General features: G+C 41.9%; 16 protein-coding genes and 1 pseudogene. 7 read left to right on the forward strand and 10 right to left on the reverse strand.

Annotated features, from left to right (window positions below):
* Positions 1–43: 43 nt before the first annotated feature.
* Together I8751_RS17885 and infC are read right to left on the reverse strand one after the other, a co-directional pair.
* Positions 44–1579: a phytoene desaturase family protein gene (locus I8751_RS17885; protein WP_214440473.1), complete on the reverse strand. Its 1536-nt coding sequence runs from the start codon at positions 1577–1579 to the stop codon at positions 44–46.
* A gap of 482 nt (positions 1580–2061) precedes the next feature.
* Entirely contained in the window at positions 2062–2550 is a 489-nt protein-coding gene (infC, locus tag I8751_RS17890; RefSeq protein WP_214440526.1) for a translation initiation factor IF-3, read from the reverse strand.
* Between the two features lie 440 nt (positions 2551–2990).
* Here infC and rpaB point away from each other — a divergent pair, with 440 nt between their 5' ends.
* Positions 2991–3719, forward strand: coding sequence for a response regulator transcription factor RpaB (gene rpaB / locus I8751_RS17895; RefSeq protein WP_214440527.1), 729 nt, complete (start codon positions 2991–2993; stop codon positions 3717–3719).
* Positions 3720–3818: 99 nt separating this feature from the next.
* Here rpaB and I8751_RS17900 read toward each other — a convergent pair whose 3' ends face one another.
* Positions 3819–5183, reverse strand: coding sequence for an MATE family efflux transporter (locus I8751_RS17900; RefSeq protein ID WP_225894227.1), 1365 nt, complete (start codon positions 5181–5183; stop codon positions 3819–3821).
* A gap of 490 nt (positions 5184–5673) precedes the next feature.
* On the reverse strand, positions 5674–7629 hold the full coding sequence (locus tag I8751_RS17905; protein ID WP_214440475.1) for an amylosucrase: 1956 nt from the start codon (positions 7627–7629) through the stop codon (positions 5674–5676).
* A gap of 441 nt (positions 7630–8070) precedes the next feature.
* Between I8751_RS17905 and I8751_RS17910 the strand changes: the two genes are divergently transcribed.
* Positions 8071–8460 carry a hypothetical protein gene (locus tag I8751_RS17910; RefSeq protein ID WP_214440476.1) on the forward strand — a complete coding sequence of 130 codons (390 nt, stop codon included), beginning with the start codon at positions 8071–8073 and terminating at the stop codon, positions 8458–8460.
* On the opposite strand, the gene I8751_RS17915 is transcribed toward I8751_RS17910, so the two are convergent.
* The 3 genes from I8751_RS17915 to I8751_RS17925 all read right to left on the reverse strand — a co-directional run bounded on the left by I8751_RS17915 (position 8457) and on the right by I8751_RS17925 (position 9498).
* A complete protein-coding gene (locus I8751_RS17915; protein ID WP_214440477.1) occupies positions 8457–8861 on the reverse strand; it encodes a DUF4112 domain-containing protein in 405 nt (134 codons plus the stop codon). The two genes, I8751_RS17910 and I8751_RS17915, sit on opposite strands and share 4 nt — an antisense overlap.
* A 23-nt stretch (positions 8862–8884) precedes the next feature.
* Positions 8885–9049: a hypothetical protein gene (locus tag I8751_RS17920; protein WP_214440478.1), complete on the reverse strand. Its 165-nt coding sequence runs from the start codon at positions 9047–9049 to the stop codon at positions 8885–8887.
* A gap of 218 nt (positions 9050–9267) precedes the next feature.
* A complete protein-coding gene (locus I8751_RS17925) occupies positions 9268–9498 on the reverse strand; it encodes an EF-hand domain-containing protein (protein ID WP_214440479.1) in 231 nt (76 codons plus the stop codon).
* 137 nt (positions 9499–9635) lie between these two features.
* Between I8751_RS17925 and I8751_RS17930 the strand changes: the two genes are divergently transcribed.
* The 3 genes and pseudogenes from I8751_RS17930 to I8751_RS17940 all read left to right on the forward strand — a co-directional run.
* Positions 9636–11228 (forward strand): alkaline phosphatase D family protein, encoded by a 1593-nt coding sequence (locus I8751_RS17930; RefSeq protein ID WP_214440480.1) that lies wholly within the window; start codon positions 9636–9638, stop codon positions 11226–11228.
* Positions 11229–11641: 413 nt separating this feature from the next.
* Positions 11642–12343, forward strand: a complete 702-nt coding sequence (locus I8751_RS17935; protein WP_214440481.1) for a serine/threonine-protein kinase — start codon at positions 11642–11644, stop codon at positions 12341–12343.
* 45 nt (positions 12344–12388) lie between these two features.
* Positions 12389–12651 (forward strand): annotated as a pseudogene (locus I8751_RS17940) (HU family DNA-binding protein); the annotation flags it as partial.
* A 13-nt stretch (positions 12652–12664) separates the two neighbouring features.
* On the opposite strand, the gene I8751_RS17945 reads toward I8751_RS17940, so the two are convergent.
* Complete coding sequence (locus I8751_RS17945) at positions 12665–13051, reverse strand: DUF2795 domain-containing protein (RefSeq protein WP_214440482.1); 387 nt, start codon at positions 13049–13051, stop codon at positions 12665–12667.
* Between the two features lie 360 nt (positions 13052–13411).
* On the opposite strand from I8751_RS17945, the gene I8751_RS17950 reads away from it, so the two are divergent.
* Positions 13412–13633, forward strand: coding sequence for a hypothetical protein (locus I8751_RS17950; RefSeq protein ID WP_214440483.1), 222 nt, complete (start codon positions 13412–13414; stop codon positions 13631–13633).
* A 128-nt stretch (positions 13634–13761) separates the two neighbouring features.
* Here the strand turns inward: I8751_RS17950 and I8751_RS17955 are convergent, their stop codons facing one another.
* Positions 13762–14664, reverse strand: coding sequence for a LysR family transcriptional regulator (locus tag I8751_RS17955; protein ID WP_214440484.1), 903 nt, complete (start codon positions 14662–14664; stop codon positions 13762–13764).
* 105 nt (positions 14665–14769) lie between these two features.
* Between I8751_RS17955 and ilvD the strand changes: the two genes are divergently transcribed.
* A complete protein-coding gene (gene ilvD, locus I8751_RS17960) occupies positions 14770–16482 on the forward strand; it encodes a dihydroxy-acid dehydratase (RefSeq protein WP_214440529.1) in 1713 nt (570 codons plus the stop codon).
* A 10-nt stretch (positions 16483–16492) separates the two neighbouring features.
* Here the strand turns inward: ilvD and I8751_RS17965 are convergent, their stop codons facing one another.
* Positions 16493–18382 (reverse strand): transketolase, encoded by a 1890-nt coding sequence (locus I8751_RS17965; protein WP_214440485.1) that lies wholly within the window; start codon positions 18380–18382, stop codon positions 16493–16495.
* Positions 18383–18876: the final 494 nt, after the last annotated feature.

Consider the following 18876-nt stretch of genomic DNA (forward strand, 5'->3'; position numbering starts at 1 on the left):
TACTGGAAATGCGATCGCTTGTTGAAGACAACCTAATTTTGCCCTAACTTATCTCCTTCAATATAGCCAAATGCTTACTCACAGGAGCCAGGGTATTAGCAACAATCATCCCACTGGCGGCGACGGCTGGTAAACCGATGCCAGGGAATGTGGAGTCACCGCAACACATCAATCCCGTTAAGGGCGTGCGGTGACCGGGAAACAAACCAGATGCGGCAGAAATTGCTGGGCCGTAGGAACCACGATGGCGGCGTAGAAAACGTTCGTGGGTGAGGGGTGTACCTACCAGTGTAATTTCACAGCGGGTGCGGATATCGCTGATGATTCTTTCTAAAGCTTGCCACATGACCTCGGCACGTAATCGCTTTTGTCGCTCATATTCCTGACTTTTCCTATCTAACCCTTGCCAGAGTGCATAGGGTTCATTACCAGGGGTATATACATGAATTACATGCTTACCTGGGGGTGCAAGAGAGGGGTCGAGAATTGAGGGAATTGATACCAGCACGACATTCTGTGGTGCAGTAATACCCGATTGCCAATCATTAACCACAATATAATGACAGAGCAAATTTGCGGGTAAACCTTGGGCATCAATACCTAAATGCAGGTGCATGAAACTATCACATTCCGGTGTTGCTTGGCGTTGGCTACGGAATTTTGGCGGTAATGCTCCTTGAGGCACTAACTTCAGCGTATCCCACACTGAAGCATTAGATACAACCGCGCGCCGCGCCCGAATTTCTCGACCATCACGTAAACTTACACCAACTGCCTTGTTACCCTCTACTAAAATTTGCTCAACATGACTACCTAAAAATAATTTTCCACCATGTTTTTCTAACCCTTGTACAAGGACATTGACTAAAGCACCACTACCACCGACAGGGTAATCCAAAACTACTCCAGGTCGATACCAATCAGCAAACATAAAGGCTACCTCTGCGGCGTTAGTACCAGCAGCAGGGAGTCCAGAAAGGAGAAAACATAGCAGGTTTAGCCAGTTGCTAATAAAGGGATCACGGACAACATCATCCATGATGCGAGAAAAAGGCCCTGTTAATTTAAAGATGTTGGCAGCGTGTTTAACTAGAGACGGAGCAAATCTGCCGATGGTTAAAGCTACGCCTATATCATTGCGTAACGCAGCTGGGGGGAGAGCGATCGCAGCTTGGGCTAGTGGTGTCATAACCTCTTGCAAGTGTCGCCATTGAGCCACTGCATCTTTACCCCGCAACTTCGCTAGCACTTCACAAAACTGTTCTGCACCCACAGATGCATCAAAATCACCTTCTGGTAAGCGACAGCCCCAAGTATTATATGTAACACATGGTAAATCAACACCTATTACATCTAGCACTTGCCGTAAAGGATTAACTGAAGGACTGTAAGACAACCCAGAGTAAAGAGAAGGCCCTGAATCAAACTTAAATCCTTGATGTGCAAAACTATGCGCCGCCCCACCAGCGATTGTATGACTTTCACAAACAGTCACATCAAAGCCGTAGCGCGCTAAAACAGCAGCACAACTCAACCCCCCTACACCACTACCAATTACAACTACATCTGTTTGGTTCATAGTCATTAGTCATTACTGTTTCGAGGGGATTAAGCTTTATCCAATGGTGAAACCAATTGCTAAGTTTTTTAATAAGCATCAGTTACACGTTGCCGTAAATCAATTGAGCAGAGATCAGGCATTAGTATGGGTAATATAAGTGTTTTTGTTGCTTATACTACTCATAATTAATTTGGTGCAGATATGAGATTACAAGCGATCGCCAAAAAATCACACGAGGGAAAATTTTGCGTTTTTTTTGCGTAAAGCACAGATTTTGAGGTGAATAGTATTATATACTGAACCCACTATATGTAAAGCCAGGGACAACAGTCAAAAAGAAAAGTCCCTTATATAAACTCCCCTACTCAAAGCTGCCCTGGCACATGTCCAGGGCAGCTTTTGATTACTTATGCTTACCCAGCCTGAATTTCTCACAATCAGAAATCCGGGCATGATGTATTTGCATTACTCTATATGTAAAAAATTGCTGAGAAAATAATTTAAGCAGGAATGATTTGAGCAGTAAGTGAACGTTTATCTAGTGATTGGATTTTACCTACTTCGCTTAAGGCGTTTGCAACCCGTTCTAACAATTCTCCAGCTTGTTCACGATATTGGTTTTCTCTACCTCGTAACCGAATAGCAAACTTAACTGAATCGCCCTTACTCAACCATCCAATTGCTTGCTCGATCCGTAAGTTATAATCAGCTACAGCAATATTGGGACGCAGCCGAACTTCTTTCACTGTCGGTCTAGCACTCTGTCCCTGACGTTTTTTCTTTTGATACTGAAGCTTGCCATAGTTGAGAATTTTCGCTATTGGAGCATCTTTGCCTTCAGAGACTACAACTAAGTCGAGCTCTAAGCTTTCGGCTAACTGTAGAGCTTCATAAGTGTCTATTAAACCACGATTGTTATTTTCGTGATCAATCAAGAAAACTTGGGGTGACTTGATTTGCGAGTTAATTAGTTGCTTTTGGATTACGATAAGTTTTTCCTCTCAATTGTTCAATACTTAGTGGATACAAGTGATGCTTTGCTTAACACAATGCTCTTCTAAATACATGGTAACGTAATCTGTCGTTTCTCCCTATTCGCAAAACCCGTCTTCTGATATTCGGCTCTTCCCTAATTGTTATGCGGAATCTTTAATAAAGCATCAGAATTGACTATAAAATCCAGGTTAAAGGCCTAAATTTCACGCATAAGTATAAAATACTAGGAACCCAACTTTTATGAGCGATCGCTTGGGAGCAGTCAAGCAATCAAATGCCCTCTTGTAGAGCATTTAGGGTACTTTATATTAAATAAAGTTTCGAGCAAGCAAAGATTTAAATAAGATATGTTTCAGCAAGAGTTTGAAGATTGACTTGCTCGAACATGATAGTGATGATTCAGAGTTACCACCGCAAAGGAGGATTGAGAAACTTGGAAAGTCACAAAGAAAAAATCCTGGTGGTAGATGACGAAGCTAGCATTTGTCGGATTTTAGAAACGCGCCTTTCCATGATTGGCTATGATGTAGTCACCGCTGGTGATGGAGAAGAGGCGTTGTCAACTTTTCGCTCATCTGAGCCAGACTTAGTAGTTTTAGATGTGATGATGCCAAAGTTAGATGGCTATGGTGTGTGTCAAGAATTACGTAAAGAGTCGGATGTACCGATTATTATGCTGACAGCCTTGGCAGATGTAGCAGATCGGATCACTGGATTGGAATTAGGGGCTGATGACTATATGACGAAGCCTTTCTCTCCCAAGGAATTAGAGTCAAGAATTCGCTCGGTACTGCGACGGAGAAACGATAGAACAAGCGCTGCTGCTATTTCTAGTTTGGGAGTGATTGAAGTAGACGATCTCAAAATTGATACGAATAAGCGACAAGTGTACAAAGCAGGTGGGCGGATTAGATTAACGGGTGTGGAGTATAGCTTGCTAGAGTTATTGATGCGCCATTCAGGAAAATCTTTTTCTCGTGGAGAAATATTGCAGCAAGTCTGGGGTTATAACGCAGAACAACATGCAGATACTCGTGTGGTGGATGTGCATATCTCGCGTTTGCGCTCGAAGTTAGAAGATGACCCAGAACATCCAGAATATATCTTGACAGCAAGAGGAACTGGTTATCTTTTTCAACGAATTAGTGAACTGGAGCATTAACCGTTACCAAGAGGGGGTAAAGGGTAATACCAATTCGCAATTCGCAATTCACAATTAAAGAACTTAGATGCAGCAAAGTTTTTAGGGTTTACATCTGTATCATATTTTTCGTGAAATGGTATTAGTTGTTTTGTTTCTAAACCGCCAAGTCATAATTATTGCAGCGATTGCTAAACCAATAGCTAGTCCCCACCAAAGACCAATAGCTCCAGAACCCGACGAGATTCCGAAAGTGTAACCAGTGAATAGACCAACACACCAATAAGCAAAAATACCAATCAACATCGGAATCCGAGTGTCTTTTAGTCCGCGTAATGCTCCTGCGGCAGTAACTTGTACACCGTCAACTATTTGAAAAATCGCTGCTACTCCCAGCAATTTCACTGCGAGGACAACTACATCTGCATTGTTTGGATCGCTAATGTCAATATAAAGAGAAATAATCGACTTTGGCACTAACCAGAATGTAATGCCTATTGCACCCATAGATAGAGCTGCAATGGCAATGCCTACATATCCAGCCATACGAGTGGCAAGGAGGTCATTCTGTCCTACTAACTGCCCAACACGTACTGTTATCGCTAAAGAAACACCTAGTGCAATCTGGAATGACATCGAAATTGTTTGTAAAGCGATTTGATGGGCAGCAAGAGCGTTTGTTCCTAATTGTCCTATTAAGAAAGTAACAACGGTGAACAGTCCTGCTTCCACTGCAATCAGTCCCCCAATGGGCAATCCAACCTGAAAAATCTCGCTAATGATACGGCGATGCTCTAGGGAAAAAGCTTCGTGAGGCGAAGGTCGAAAAATACCGTAAACTACAAAGTGAGGCTGATTATATATATAAACTGTCAAAGCAATAAACATACTCCAAATTGAGAGTGTGCTTGCCCAACCGATACCAGCTAAACCCAGCTCAGGGAATCCCAGTTTACCAAACATCAGCACATAATTAGCTGTGATGTTGAACAGAGTACCCAAAACCACAGTCACCATCACTAATTGCGGTTGCAACAGAGCAGAAAGAAAGCTTTTAAGTACTGCAAAGCCCAAACCAGGAATAAAACCCAGTGCGATCGCTCTTAAATAAATCTCTGTTAATGCTACTGTGTTAGCATCCTGGCCTAGTAGAAGTAGTAAAGTACCTCCATTGTAAAGTAGCAATGTAATTGGTATTCCTAGTACCAGAGATATCCCAAGTCCAAGCCGGACAATTGTGCCAACTTTTTCTTTATTTCCGGCTCCGTATGCTTGGGCAGCTAACGGGCTGACAGCAGAAACGATACCAGCAACAATCAACAGACAAAAACTAAAGATAACAGCTCCCAAACCTCCAGATGCAATGGTTTGACTTCCCAGCCAGCCCATCATTACCGTATCCACAAAAGCGGTTGCAGATTGAGCCAATTGTGCTGCTACTAAAGGTATGGCTAACACGAGACATTTTTTAACTTCAGAAAACATATACATGTAACCCGATGTAAAGAACAAAGGGTTTTTCAAAATCTAAACCCATGTTCAGGAGATGTTGCTCTTGTGAACTTAAATCTATTTTCTAGCTCTCATCTCCCAGTAGAGCGAAATATAGATTGTACAGCAAGTGATTGCCTGAGCCCGAATTTTTAATCGCGAACTTGGTGTTGATCGCCTCGCCACTCGTTATACCATTTAACGAAAAATTTGATACAGATTTAACCATTGAAAGGTTTGCTGTATCTAGGTTTTTTAATTGCGAATTGCGAATTGCGATCTTCGCAGCGTAAAGCCTGCGGCATAGCTACGCTTAGAGCGACGAAGGAGCGTCATTGTGAATTGGTATTAGAGCTTCTCTTCCAAGCGTTTGGGCTGGAGTTAAATAAGACTGATTATGTCTCCCTAACAATTGTCAATTCGCAATATTTCGGGTGCGCTCAGTACAAGTTCGCCCTTATTTTGGCAAAAATATTGAAGCTTTTTATGTCTCTGTCAGCCAATAAAATTGATATCCTTCTAGAGTAATGCAACTATCACATTGCTCTGGCTTTGTACCACTATATAAATCAACAAACCTACTATAAACGTTAAAGCCTGTATTTCTAAGTGACTCTAAATACAAATATTGCGGATTTGCATCAAAGTTGGCGATGACCAGCACTTTTTCTGATGGACGTTGATGATTGAAACGAATAAAACATAGCAAGTGTTCATTCTCTAGGTGCAGCAATTCACGGTTATTAAAATCAGCAAATGCAGAAATTTCTTTACGGATAGCAATCATTTTTTTCATAGCACTGAATACTGTGTATTCCACCGTGCCTTGTTTTTTGCGTAAATCAGCTTTTTCCCAATTGATTTTAGGGCGGTGTACCCAGCGATTGTCATTGGTTTTGCTTAGATCATCAATATAACTGTAATCATTGAGTACAGCGATCGCATCGCCATTATAAATTAGAGGGATTCCTCCAAAAGATAGAATAATTGCGTGCATTAATAGAATTCTATTAATTGCAAGAGCAATCAAATCCTCATCAGCAATTTCCAGTGCAGATTCTAATCCAACCAAAGAAGCTAATGAACCACAAATACGCGCATCTCCTGTCGCTTCATTAGGCATGAACACCAGTCCCCTAGATGATGATGCCTCAAATTTACCGCTTAAGTAATCAACTAAAAATTTTCTATGCGCTCTTGGTTCATAACCAGCTACGCGAATATCGTGATCGTCAAAACCAAAACCAATGTCATCATGACAGCGCACATAATTTAGCCAAGTAGCGCGTTCTAATTTGTTAGGCAAACTTTTGATGCCTTGGTAAAGTAGCTTAGTGTTTTTAGTTGCGACTCCATCCCATAATAATGCCATTAAAGTAGCGTTATAAGCAATCTCGCATTCTTTGGCGGCGATCGCATCTTCGCCGAAATACTTAATTACTTCCACAGGGGCAACGATCGCTTCAGCGATAAACAACACGCCAGGCGCAGTCACTTGACAACAATCTTTCATTAACTGCAAGATTAAATGTGCATTGCGCTCGTTTTGGCAAGAACTACCGATCTTTTTCCATAAAAAAGCAACTGCATCGAGTCGGAGAACATCCACGCCTTGATTTGCCCAAAAAAGAATAATGTCGAGCATTTCAATAAAAACCCTGGGATTGCTGTAATTTAAATCCCACTGATAATTATGGAAAACCGTCATCACCCATTTTTCCATCTCGGCATTCCAAGTAAAATTGCCCGGATCTGTTTCAGGAAAAACTTCTGGCATGTTTTGCTCAAACATATCAGGGATTTCTCTGTTTTCAAAAATAAAATAGTAATCTTGAAAACTGCGATCGCCCATCTTCGCTTTTTGCGCCCATTCGTGTTCGTCAGAAGTATGGTTAAGCACAATGTCCAGAACCAGCAAAATATCACGCTTTCTGAACCCCTTAGCAATGCGACGAATATCTTCTAAATCACCAACGCGATCATCAATTTGTCTAAAATCACTGATGGCATAGCCCCCATCACTTTGACCATTAGGACACATCAAAATCGGCATAATATGCACCATATTGATGCCTAGCTCTTGAAAATAGCCTATTTTGTTCTCTAAATCTGCAAGGTTTTCTGCAAAACCGTTGGAATAAAGAGCCATCCCTACCCATTTTTGCGACAAAAACCAATTGTGATCTTGCTCACGTTGAATATCCAACCGCTCTAGCTCTGGAGAGCGATCAATATAGCCTTTCGCCATTGTTTCAACTAGCCGTAACATTTGTAGTTTAAAATCATCACGATGTCCGTATAGTGTAAAAAACAGCGAATGAATCGCGTAAAAATTCGCACCAAGACGGGTATAAAAATGCCGCAAATCTTGCCGACGAATTTCCGGCTTTAAATCATCCAGTATGGAATTTAACAGTGAGTGAGAAATTTGTTCGTACATCGTATTGATCTTAAATTATCCTAAAATCCTCTAGTTATTTATATTGTTGACTAAAATTGACCGAGCGTTGGGACGATTATGCTTATTTTCCATTTGAAAACAGCGTTAGACAGCTAAGAGGCATCTTAAGATGTTGGGATCCCCAGTTTTGAGAATAGTTAATAGAATACCCTGCTGTATCGGCAATTTGTGTATAGGTTTTATTCTGCCAAGCACCTTGAAGGATAACCGTCTCAATATCACTGATACCATTTCACGAAAAATTTGATACAGATTTAACCATTGAAAGGTTTACTTTATCTAGGTTTTTTAATTGCGAATTGCGTTAGCGCAGCGTAAAGCCTGCGGCATAGCTTCTCTACGAGACGCTAACGCGAACGCTTAGAGCGACGAAGGAGCGTCATTGCGTTAGCGCAGCGTTAGCGACGAAGGAGCGTCATTGTGAATTGGTATGAGTTGCCGTCCCAGTTTGTACTGCATAACAGCGTTAATAATTGCGATCGCGTAAGTAAAGCTCAAAAAACATACTCTGCGTTTTTATCAAGAAATGATAGTAAAAATATTCGAGAAGACCCCACCACCGAATTAGTAGAACTATGGCAACCGGAGGGAGCAAGTTACTATAACGGCAAATTGATTTTACAGCCCCAGCAACGCTGGACACCAGAGCAAGAACTAGAGTTACTTGAATGGCATCCGATGTTTACTAGTAGGTGTCCTCAGTGTGGGTATGAATTTGACCGCGACTACACATCACTGGTGCATTGGGATCGCGCGGAGTGTGGATGGATGATACCGTTTAGGGAAATTTCTTTAAATATGCCTTCTTAAACTTGGCTGAACTCACGAGAGTAAAGTTCATCAGAAATTTCTTTAAGTTCTGGTTCAACCACTGTCAAATGTTGCTCTAAAATTGCCAAATTACGAATATTGGATTTATAGAAAGCATCAAATAAATCACCCACAAAAGGCACAGTACCCACTACTGTTTCTAAACCAACATTAAAAATCATTTTGGTTAAGTCTTGACGTGGAATGCCGAGGCGGGTAGCTAAAAATATAATGTAAGCTGAAAACGCTGTACTGATTAAATCACCAGCACCTGGAACTAAACCGATAATTGGGTCTATTCCAATATGAAAACCTGTTAGAGGGATGCGTATAGATGTATCCATCAAACGGCTGAGTTTGCGAATGCGATTTAGAGTAGCAAGGCGTTTAGCAGCGTCCATAATTTCCGATATTTGCACTACTTTTAAATTGCACTATTTTGAATTATTTGTCTTATATCGTTAGAAATAACAACTATGAATAAAAGCATCACCATATTTGAGGAAATTTCCAGATTTTGACCATAAGAGCGATCGCCTACTTTCCTCAGATTTACTAAAAGATAGGCTTTTGCCCAAATAAACACCATATATTTTGTATGAATTTTGACATTCTAAAAAGGCACAGAGCTAACACCCTAGGAAAGCTTAAAATTTGTCTTTTTTATTCAAATTCAGCCAAATTGTGGAAAGCCCTTCCATCACAACGCAAAATTGCCCCCTAATGCTTCAGAGGACGGCAGCACTGTAGTGATCGTTTGGGTGGGGATGGGGAGATGGGTTTAGGTTGGGGATGGATGGGGTACAGCTAGTTTAAGTTTCCAGCTGATTTGACAACTTGTTTCAACTCTTCAAAGGTGATACTACCGTCTTTATCTCCATGCATAGCTAGCAATTCCTGGGGACTACTGACACCTGTTTCGGCTGAGATGATTGCGCTTAAGCCAGGGCTGAAAAAAAGCTCATTTATAGAAACTTTGCCATCAAGATCGGTATCCAAGGTATTAAAAAGAGATTGAAGCTCCTGTTCGGTTGCCATAATTTTTTCAATTTTTTTAGATTGCTCTGCTTAAAGAATTATAGTTGTTTTGGAATAATCAACACTTAACCTGATTGCAAAGAAGTATTAAAGTTGCGATGTTACATTGCGCTGTGGTTCAAAAACAAGGGGAGTGTATGCAAAAGTTCAACTTTGATCGTTTGCTATCAAGTCGCCTGAAACGGCGACAACTTTTGATTGGGACTGGAGCCTTAACTGGTTTGGCGATCGCCAATCAATGGTCTAACAAAGTTCTCGCCCAGCCCCGATTTTCTGATTATCTCTTTAGTCTAGGTGTCGCTTCTGGTGAACCACTTCCAGATAATGTAGTGTTGTGGACGCGCCTAGCCCCCGATCCACTCAATGGTGGTGGAATGCCACCATATAATGTTCCAGTGCAGTGGCAGATTGCTACTGACGAAAAGATGCGGCGAGTTGTCCGCAGTGGCGTAAAAATGGCTACTCCGGAATTTGGACACTCTGTGCATGTCGAAGTGCAAGGATTACAACCAGCCCGTTGGTATTGGTATCGCTTCAGAGTTGGTAATCAAGTCAGTCCTATTGGACGAACTCGCACTGCTCCTAACCCGCGCGATCGCGTTGAGCGCTTCCGCTTTGCCTTCGCTTCTTGTCAAAACTGGCAAAGTGGTTATTATGCTGCCTACAAAAATATGGCTCAAGAGGATTTAGATTTAGTAATTCATCTCGGTGATTATATTTATGAAGGCGCACCGAGTACAACTGCACTGCGATCGCACGATGGCAATGGTGAGCCATTTACCTTGGAGGAGTACCGTAACCGCCATGCTCTGTACAAAACTGACCCACACTTACAAGCAACTCATGCTGCATTTCCTTGGCTAGTCACTTGGGATGACCACGAAGTTGACAATAACTGGGCAGACGAAATTCCTCAAGATCCCGAAGTACAATCACGCTCGGTGTTCCTTGCCCGTCGTGCTGCTGCTTTCCAAGCATACTATGAACACATGCCACTGCGGGACTTCTCAAAGCCTAGAGGCCTTGATTTACAGCTCTATCGACGGTTGACTTTTGGTGATCTCGTTGAATTCAACGTCCTAGATACCCGCCAGTATCGTACCAATCAACCCTGTGGTGACGGGCGTAAGCCGCGATGCGCTGAAGCTACTGACCCAACTGCCACCATGACTGGTTCCGAGCAAGAGCGATGGCTGTTTCAAGGACTCTCGCGCTCTGGCGCTCGCTGGAACGTCATGGCTCAACAAACTATCATGGCTCAGTTTGACTACAATACTGGAACTGAAGAAGTCTTCAACCTTGACCAGTGGGATGGTTATGTTGCCTCTCGCAATCGCATTCTCGGTTTCATCGAGCAGCGCCGCCCCTCGAACCCCGTAGTTATTACTGGGGACTGGCATTCTAGCTGGGTTAATGACCTTAAGGTTAACTTCGACGACCCCAATTCAAAAACAGTAGCGACTGAGTTTGTTGGTACTTCAATCAGTTCAGGTTGTCCTTGGACATTTGATGTAGAAGCAGCATTGCCGGAAAACCCGTGGGTGAAATATTTCAATGGTAGACTGCGCGGTTATGTCCGCTGCGATCTTAACCGCGATCGCTGGCGTACTGACTACCGATTGCTGCCTCAGTCTCAACCTACCGGAATTACAGTGTCCGATCCTAATGCATCTGTCATTACAGCGGCTTCCTTCGAGTTGCCAAATCAGGGAATTGTAGTGCAAGTCTAGTAGTCTGGCAATGCAACACAACCCTCAAAATGCGTTGTGATTTAACGTAAGTTCGACAAGTCTTATTTGACCTCTCCCCCAGCCCCTCTCCGACACGAAGAGGGGAGCAAAAAGCTAAATTTTTCGTTGCTCCTCCTTTTTCGTTTCGGAGAGGGAGGGAGTGAGTGAGAGGTTCATCGAACTCACGTTGATTTAATTACCAGTTTTTGAATAAGATTAATCTACTATAGATGTTAGCCCTCGGTTATGAACCGAGGGTTTCTGTTGGTGGCTGGAGCCAAAACTGCAAAGCTAAAGGCATACACGAAACCTATAGAACCAGCCCCTTTAAGCGATTAGATAAAAAATCAGGCGTAATCTCAACTGTTACCGTAATATTTGAGTTGTTGGTTGGGATCAGATCGTGAGCCAATATGAACAAATCACATTTATTGCATTTGATCAAGGACATTTATCAAGATTTATTACCTAGTTTACAAATAGAAAGTGTCAATCCCCGCGATCCCATCAAAGTCAAATATCTTCCACAACCCTGGGGATTGCTGGGCAAAGGAAATTATGCAGCAGTTGTTGATCACCCTGACTACCCTGATTGTGTAGTGAAGATTTATGCTCCAGGACGACCAGGATATGAAGAAGAAGTAGAAGTTTACCGTTGTTTAGGTTCTCATCCGGCATTCTCGGAGTGTTTGTATGCCGCAGATGGTTTTTTAGTTTTGAAACGGCTTGATGGAACAACGCTTTACGATTGTATGCACTTGGGTTTACCAATTCCTCAGCAGGTAATACAGGACATCGATGAAGCTTTGGACTATGCTAGAAGTCGCGGACTCCACCCTCATGATGTCCACGGTCGCAATGTCATGATGCACCAGGGCAAAGGGTTAGTTGTAGACATTTCAGATTTTCTACATCAAGAAGCCTGTTCAAAGTGGAATGATTTAAAAAAGGCTTATTACTGGTTATATCGTCCCGTGTTGCGCCCACTTCGATTGCGTGTGCCATACTCTGCTTTAAATATGCTCCGCAAAAGTTATCGTCTGGCAACTTCACTCAAAACTTTTTGTTGTCAATTAGTTTTAAAATTATCTTATTTTAAATATTTAAAACAGTAGTTAATATACCGTGAAAGTGTGGGATGGCGAATATACTGTTGGGCTGAAGCTGTAGCGAATGGAGATAAAGTAACGCTGGTGGGGTTTGGGTCATTCGAGCGACGCGTTCACGAAGTGTGCCGAAGGTATCGCTCAGAGCGTGAGGGGCGTAATCCTAAAACCAATAAGGTAATGACTATTCCAGCTACTAGAAGGCCTGGATTGTTCATGGGAAGCTGTTTAAAGAAAAAGCAGCGTCAACTCAAAACTTATCTTTATATAGTTTGGTTTTTCCATGCCTACTTACTTATGTTCGGTTAGTTAATTGAGCTTCTCTTCCCCTTACGCATGTTGATTGATTGTATTGTCTACATCAGCTAATGTTTCATACTGTTTAGAAGGCAACTTCTTCAAAACTCGCAGGACTTTCTCATCAACGCCTGTTTCCTCAGCATACTTAACTAAGTCTTTTTTGCTGAGTGGATAGTTAACTGCAATCAAGTTTTTCTCTAATTGTACTAGACTGATCTTAGTAATGAATATTTCGTCAACTAATTTGACCACATCAGCCAGGGTTTCATATTGTTGAGAAGGCAACTTTTTCAAAACTCGCAAGACTTTCTCATCAATACCTTTTTCTTCAGCATACTTAACCAAGCTTTTCTTGCTAAGGGGATAGTTAACTTGGTTCAAATTTTTTTGTAGCTGCACTGGATTCAATTTAGTCATAATAAATCTCCTTGTGATCTGACGCTGTGGAGTCGGTGAAGAGAGTGAAAAAAATCAGTAAAAGTCAGCTTGCCCAATTATACAGAGTAGTTGGTTGAGGAAGATGTAGCCCATACACACCTGTCTCTGTTAGCTTTTGTAGATTAATTTGATTCGAGTAGTACCGGATTTGCAAGCGAGTTTTCCTATCTTCAAATAAATATTTTAGATATATGCAATCAGTTATATTAATCTTTTTTCAGTTTGTTCAGCTTCAGTAATAGTTTGTCCTAAAAAAAATTTTGCATCATCGACTTGCCCAGTATTTAAGCAAACATAAACAATTTCTCACCATTATAGTAAATCTATAAACTGTTTTTTGTGACTGACTATGGCAAATCATCGAGAGGTAAGAAAAATACTCAGCCTACGACAAAACGATCGCCAGTACAACAATGCGACAAAGCTTACCCCAATATTTGCATTTCACCCAACTCAGCAGATTTGAATTGCTCTGATATTCCCTACCGCAGATTTAAAGTGATTCCACCAGATCCGCATGGATGTGATAGAGATAGGGATGGCATAGGTTGCGAACGGTGACTATGCCAAAACATAGCTTTTGTTGATGGGCTAATAAGACTATTCAACTAATCCAAGTAATAATCGAATCGTCCTCATCTTTTAAAAATTAAGCTCTTAATGCTAGGTTGTTTAACCTAATTTTATTTTCATTGTCTCTGTTGAAACTTACTAATAGCTTTTTGAGTAAATTGTAAAAAATTTTCTACAATAGGTGTTAAACCATTGTGCTGCCAAATTACAGCAGTTTCTATTACAGGTGCCTGTTCAAAGATAGGACGATAAACTATACCAGACCTTTGAAGATTTTGTAGAGAAGATGGTATAACTGCCACACCCATTCCAGCCGATACTAGCCCAATAATTGTTTGCATTTGAATTGCTTCTTGAGTAATGTTGGGTTTGAAATTTTCCTGCTGAAAAAGACTCATGATGCGCTCATAAAGTCCTGGCGCTAGATAGCGAGGAAACATAATCAAAGGTTCACTTAAGAGCGATCGCACACAGATATGTTCTTCTTGAGCTAATAGATGAGTTGATGACAAAGCCACAACTAAGGTTTGCTTGTGAATACAGTGATAAGATAGTGTGTCATCTTCCAAAGGTGGATGAGCAAAACCCACATGAATTAGGGAATCCCTTAGTGCTTGCTCTTGTTGACTTGTAGTTAACTCTCGTAAGACTAGTTCTACTTCCAGAAATTGCTCGTGAAATTGTCGCAAAATCAAAGGTAATAAATCATAAATTACCAAACTAGTAAATCCTATTCGCAGTTGACCTGTTTCACCTCTGCCAATTTTTTGAGTCAGTGCTATTGCTGTTTCTAGTTGCACCAATAGTTGATAAGCCTCTTGTAAAAAAACCTTACCAGCTTCTGTTAGCTGTATTTGTCGCTTAGTTTTGCGATGAAAAAGTTTTACTCCTAGTTCTGCTTCTAACTGCTGAATTTGTTGGCTGAGAGGCGGTTGCGCTATATGCAGTTTTTCTGCGGCTTTACTGAAATGTAATTCTTCAGCTACAGCAATAAAGTAGCGTAGGTGTCGTAGTTCCATATTTTTGATATTTTATAAGTCTCAATTTTAAATAAATATATATTGGACATCTCAAATAAGTCTATTTATGATACTCCTACAGAGATTTGAATGGATGAAAAAACAATGTCAGAGAATTTGAGAAGTAAACTTGTCACGCAAGGAGTACAGCGATCGCCAAATCGGGCTATGCTGCGTGCAGTAGGTTTTCAAGATGAAGACTTTAACAAGGCAATTGTCGGTGTGGCTAATGCCTACAGCACCATCACTCCCTGTAATATGGGGATTAATCAACTAGCACTCATAGCGGAAGCGGGAATTAAACGAGCCGGGGCAATGCCGCAAATGTTCGGCACAATTACTATTAGTGATGGAATTTCTATGGGAACTGAGGGGATGAAATATTCCCTAGTGTCACGAGAAGTGATTGCTGACTCCATTGAAACTGTTTGTAATGGGCAAAGTATGGATGGCGTGATTGCCATTGGTGGCTGTGATAAAAATATGCCAGGGGCAATGATTGCAATGGCACGGATGAATATTCCGGCTATCTTTGTTTATGGTGGGACAATTAAACCCGGACACTACGAGGGTAAAGATTTAACAGTTGTCAGTTCTTTTGAAGCTGTAGGTCAATATAGCGCTGGCAAAATTGACCAAGAAGAACTATTAGAAGTTGAAAGCCGTGCTTGTCTTGGTGCTGGTTCATGTGGTGGAATGTTCACAGCTAACACCATGTCTTCAGCATTTGAAGCGATGGGGATGAGTTTGCCTTATTCTTCTACAATGGCGGCAGAAGATGAAGAAAAAGCCAATAGCACCGAAGAATCAGCCAAGGTATTGGTAGAAGCAATTCGTAATCAACTGTTACCCCGGCAAATTATCACACGCAAATCTATAGAAAATGCTATTTCTGTAATTATGGCTGTGGGTGGTTCAACTAATGCCGTGTTACATTTTCTAGCGATCGCTCATGCGGCGGGTGTAGAACTTAATTTAGATGATTTTGAAACTATCCGTGGTCGTGTCCCTGTTTTATGTGATTTAAAACCGAGTGGTAGATATGTTGCCACAAACTTACATCAAGCTGGTGGTATTCCCCAAGTGATGAAAATGCTATTGGTGCATGGGTTACTTCACGGTGACTGTATCACCATCACAGGTAAAACTATTGCCGAAATTTTAGCAGATATTCCCAATGAACCACCAAGCAATCAAGATGTGATTCGTCCTTGGAATAACCCGATGTATGCTCAAGGTCACTTAGCTATCCTCAAAGGAAATCTTGCTACAGAGGGAGCAGTAGCAAAAATTACCGGGATAAAAAATCCCAGTATTACTGGGCCTGCCAGGGTATTTGATTCTGAGGAAGAATGCTTAGATGCCATCCTTGCAGGTAAAATTAAAGCTGGTGATGTAATTATCGTTCGCTATGAAGGCCCTATTGGTGGCCCTGGTATGCGGGAAATGCTAGCACCCACCTCAGCAATTATTGGTGCGGGTTTAGGTAATGCAGTCGGGTTAATTACTGATGGACGCTTTTCAGGTGGTACTTACGGGATGGTAGTCGGACACGTTGCTCCCGAAGCTGCTGTTGGTGGTGCGATCGCTCTGGTCGAAGAAGGTGATAGCATTACTATTGATGCTAATTCTCGCTTGTTACAAATAAACATTGACAATGCAGAATTAATCAGTCGTCGCGCTAAATGGCAACCCCGTCTACCCCGTTATACAAAAGGCATTTTAGCAAAATATGCTAAGTTAGTTTCCTCTAGCAGTGTTGGTGCTGTCACAGACTTGGATTTATTTAAATTACCTCCTACCAAAGGAATGAGTTAGACCTTAATGCTCATACCCCTATCGGCTGTCTGACTTGCATTTTCACTGCCTCAACAATGGCATCAGCGTCTATTTTGGCGGCATGAATTAATTCTTCTGGTGTGCCTGAACCTGGCATTTCAGTTACGGCCAGCTTAATTAGTTGTAGTTGCGATCCATCATAAGCAGGAGTGCTGCTTGTGCCAGCAAAGGCATCAAGCACAGCTGCACCTAAACCGCCTTCTATCCAGTGGTCTTCAACGACTACTAAGTTACCCTCTGTATCATGTGCAGCTTGATGAAGAGTCTGTATATCAATGGGTTTGACAGAATAAGCATCAATTACACGTACCATGATGCCTTCGTTTTTTAGGCGCTCATAAGCTTTGAGAGCCTCATGCAAGGTAATACCTGCACCAATTACAGCCGCTTGATCTTGATCAGAACTGCGGATTGTCTTGCTACCACCAATAGGGAACTCTAACTCAGAGCCATAGATGACAGGTGTACTTTCTCGTGTAGTGCGGAGGTAGACAATGCCATCGCGATCGCTCATTTGCTCTACTAGTTTTGCGGTCTGATTAGCATCACTGGGATAAAGTACAGTACTACTCCACACTGCGCGGAAGGCTGCTAAGTCCTCCAATGCCATCTGGGAAGGGCCATCCTGACCAATGGATACCCCAGCATGGGAACCTACTAATTTAATGTTGGCACGTGAGACAGCAGCCATCCGTACAAAGTCATAGGCACGACTCAAGAAGGCAGCAAATGTGGAAGCAAAGGGTTTATATTGTCTCACCTGTAAACCCACAGCAGCTGCTACCATTTCTTGTTCTGCAATGTACATTTCAAAGTAGCGCTCAGGATAGGCTTCGGCAAAATCTTCGGCGTAAGTGGAGTTACTTACTTCTGCATCCAGAACAACCACATCGGAACGCGCAGCACCCAATGCTGTTAAAGTGTCGCCATAAGCTCGACGTGTTGCTACCTTTGCACCTTTTTCATAAGTAGGGAGTTGCAGAGGTTGAGCATTGCCTGTAATCGCGGGTTGGTCTTGTGTTTCGGGTTTATTTACTTGAATTTTAATCTGGCGTTCCCCACCTAAAGAGGCGATCGCCTCTTTTTCTTGATCGGGTTTCAGTGCTTTGCCATGCCAACCACCCAAGTCTTCTAGAGAAGCTACACCTTTACCTTTCTTTGTCCGAGCAATAATTACCGTGGGGCGATCATTAACAGCCAAAGCAGCGCTAAATGCTTGATCAATTTCTGTCAAGTCGTGACCATCAATTTCTATGGCCTGCCAGCCAAAAGCTCTAGCACGGTTGGCATAAGCGCGTGTGTTCCAACCTAGTTCAGTTTGACCACGTTGCCCTAATCGATTGACATCGATAATGGCAATCAGATTATCTAGGGTGTAGTGTGCGGCATGATCAAAAGCCTCCCAGACTGAACCTTCCGCTGTTTCACTATCTCCCAGTAATACCCAGACATAGTAGGGCAATTGATCTAAATACTTACCTGCCAAAGCCACACCCACACCAATAGGTAATCCTTGTCCCAAGGAACCAGTAGCCACATCAACCCAAGGCAAAACAGGCGTAGGATGTCCTTCTAAGGGGCTTTTAAAGTGGCGTAACGACAGCAACTCATCATCAGTAATTACCCCCGCCGCTTTATACATGCTGTAAAGCAGTGGTGCAGCGTGTCCTTTTGAGAGAATAAAGCGATCGTTATTAGGGTTATGTGGATTGTCGAAGTCGTAGCGGAGATATTTGGAGAGTAAAACCGCCATCATATCAGCTGGTGACATAGACGAGGTGGGATGACCCGAACCAGCAACGGTTGTAGCACGAATACTATCGACACGAAACTGTTGTGCCAGTTCATGCCATTGCTGTAGTTGCTCCTGTGTGGTCATAGTCTTTTTCCTGCACAAAAATCAAGGTTATTTATAGCGATAAGTCTTTATTTTTTTGGCTAGGCTTTGCTATTTTTTTCGGAAGACATAGCCAAATATGCTCAAAGCCGAACCAAAGATTTTTTACTTATAATTTTTGACTTTTTTCTGTTTGGTAAATTGTTAAACCATACAAAAGATATAAATTTGACTAAGCTTAACTCAGTAATTTTTTCCTATTACCTGGGTTTACTTTAAAAAGTAAAAATTAAAATTGCTTCTTTCTAATGGAGTAATACCCTTTCTTTCTCCAGGTATATAAAATCAGTTAAGTAAGTCGGTGAAATAAAACCAAACTATGTGAATAAAAGTAAATAAGGCTCAAACTCTTTCTCCCCCTGCTCCCTGCCTCCTGCCTTATCCCAACAATAATTATTGACATCGACCTACTTAATTTGTCTTTAAATAAGTCTGGAGGACTAAATATTTTTTAAATAGATTGGTTCTATTTTGCC

The organism is Atlanticothrix silvestris CENA357 (genome assembly GCF_016056295.1).
GTDB classification, from domain to species: domain Bacteria; phylum Cyanobacteriota; class Cyanobacteriia; order Cyanobacteriales; family Nostocaceae; genus Atlanticothrix; species Atlanticothrix silvestris.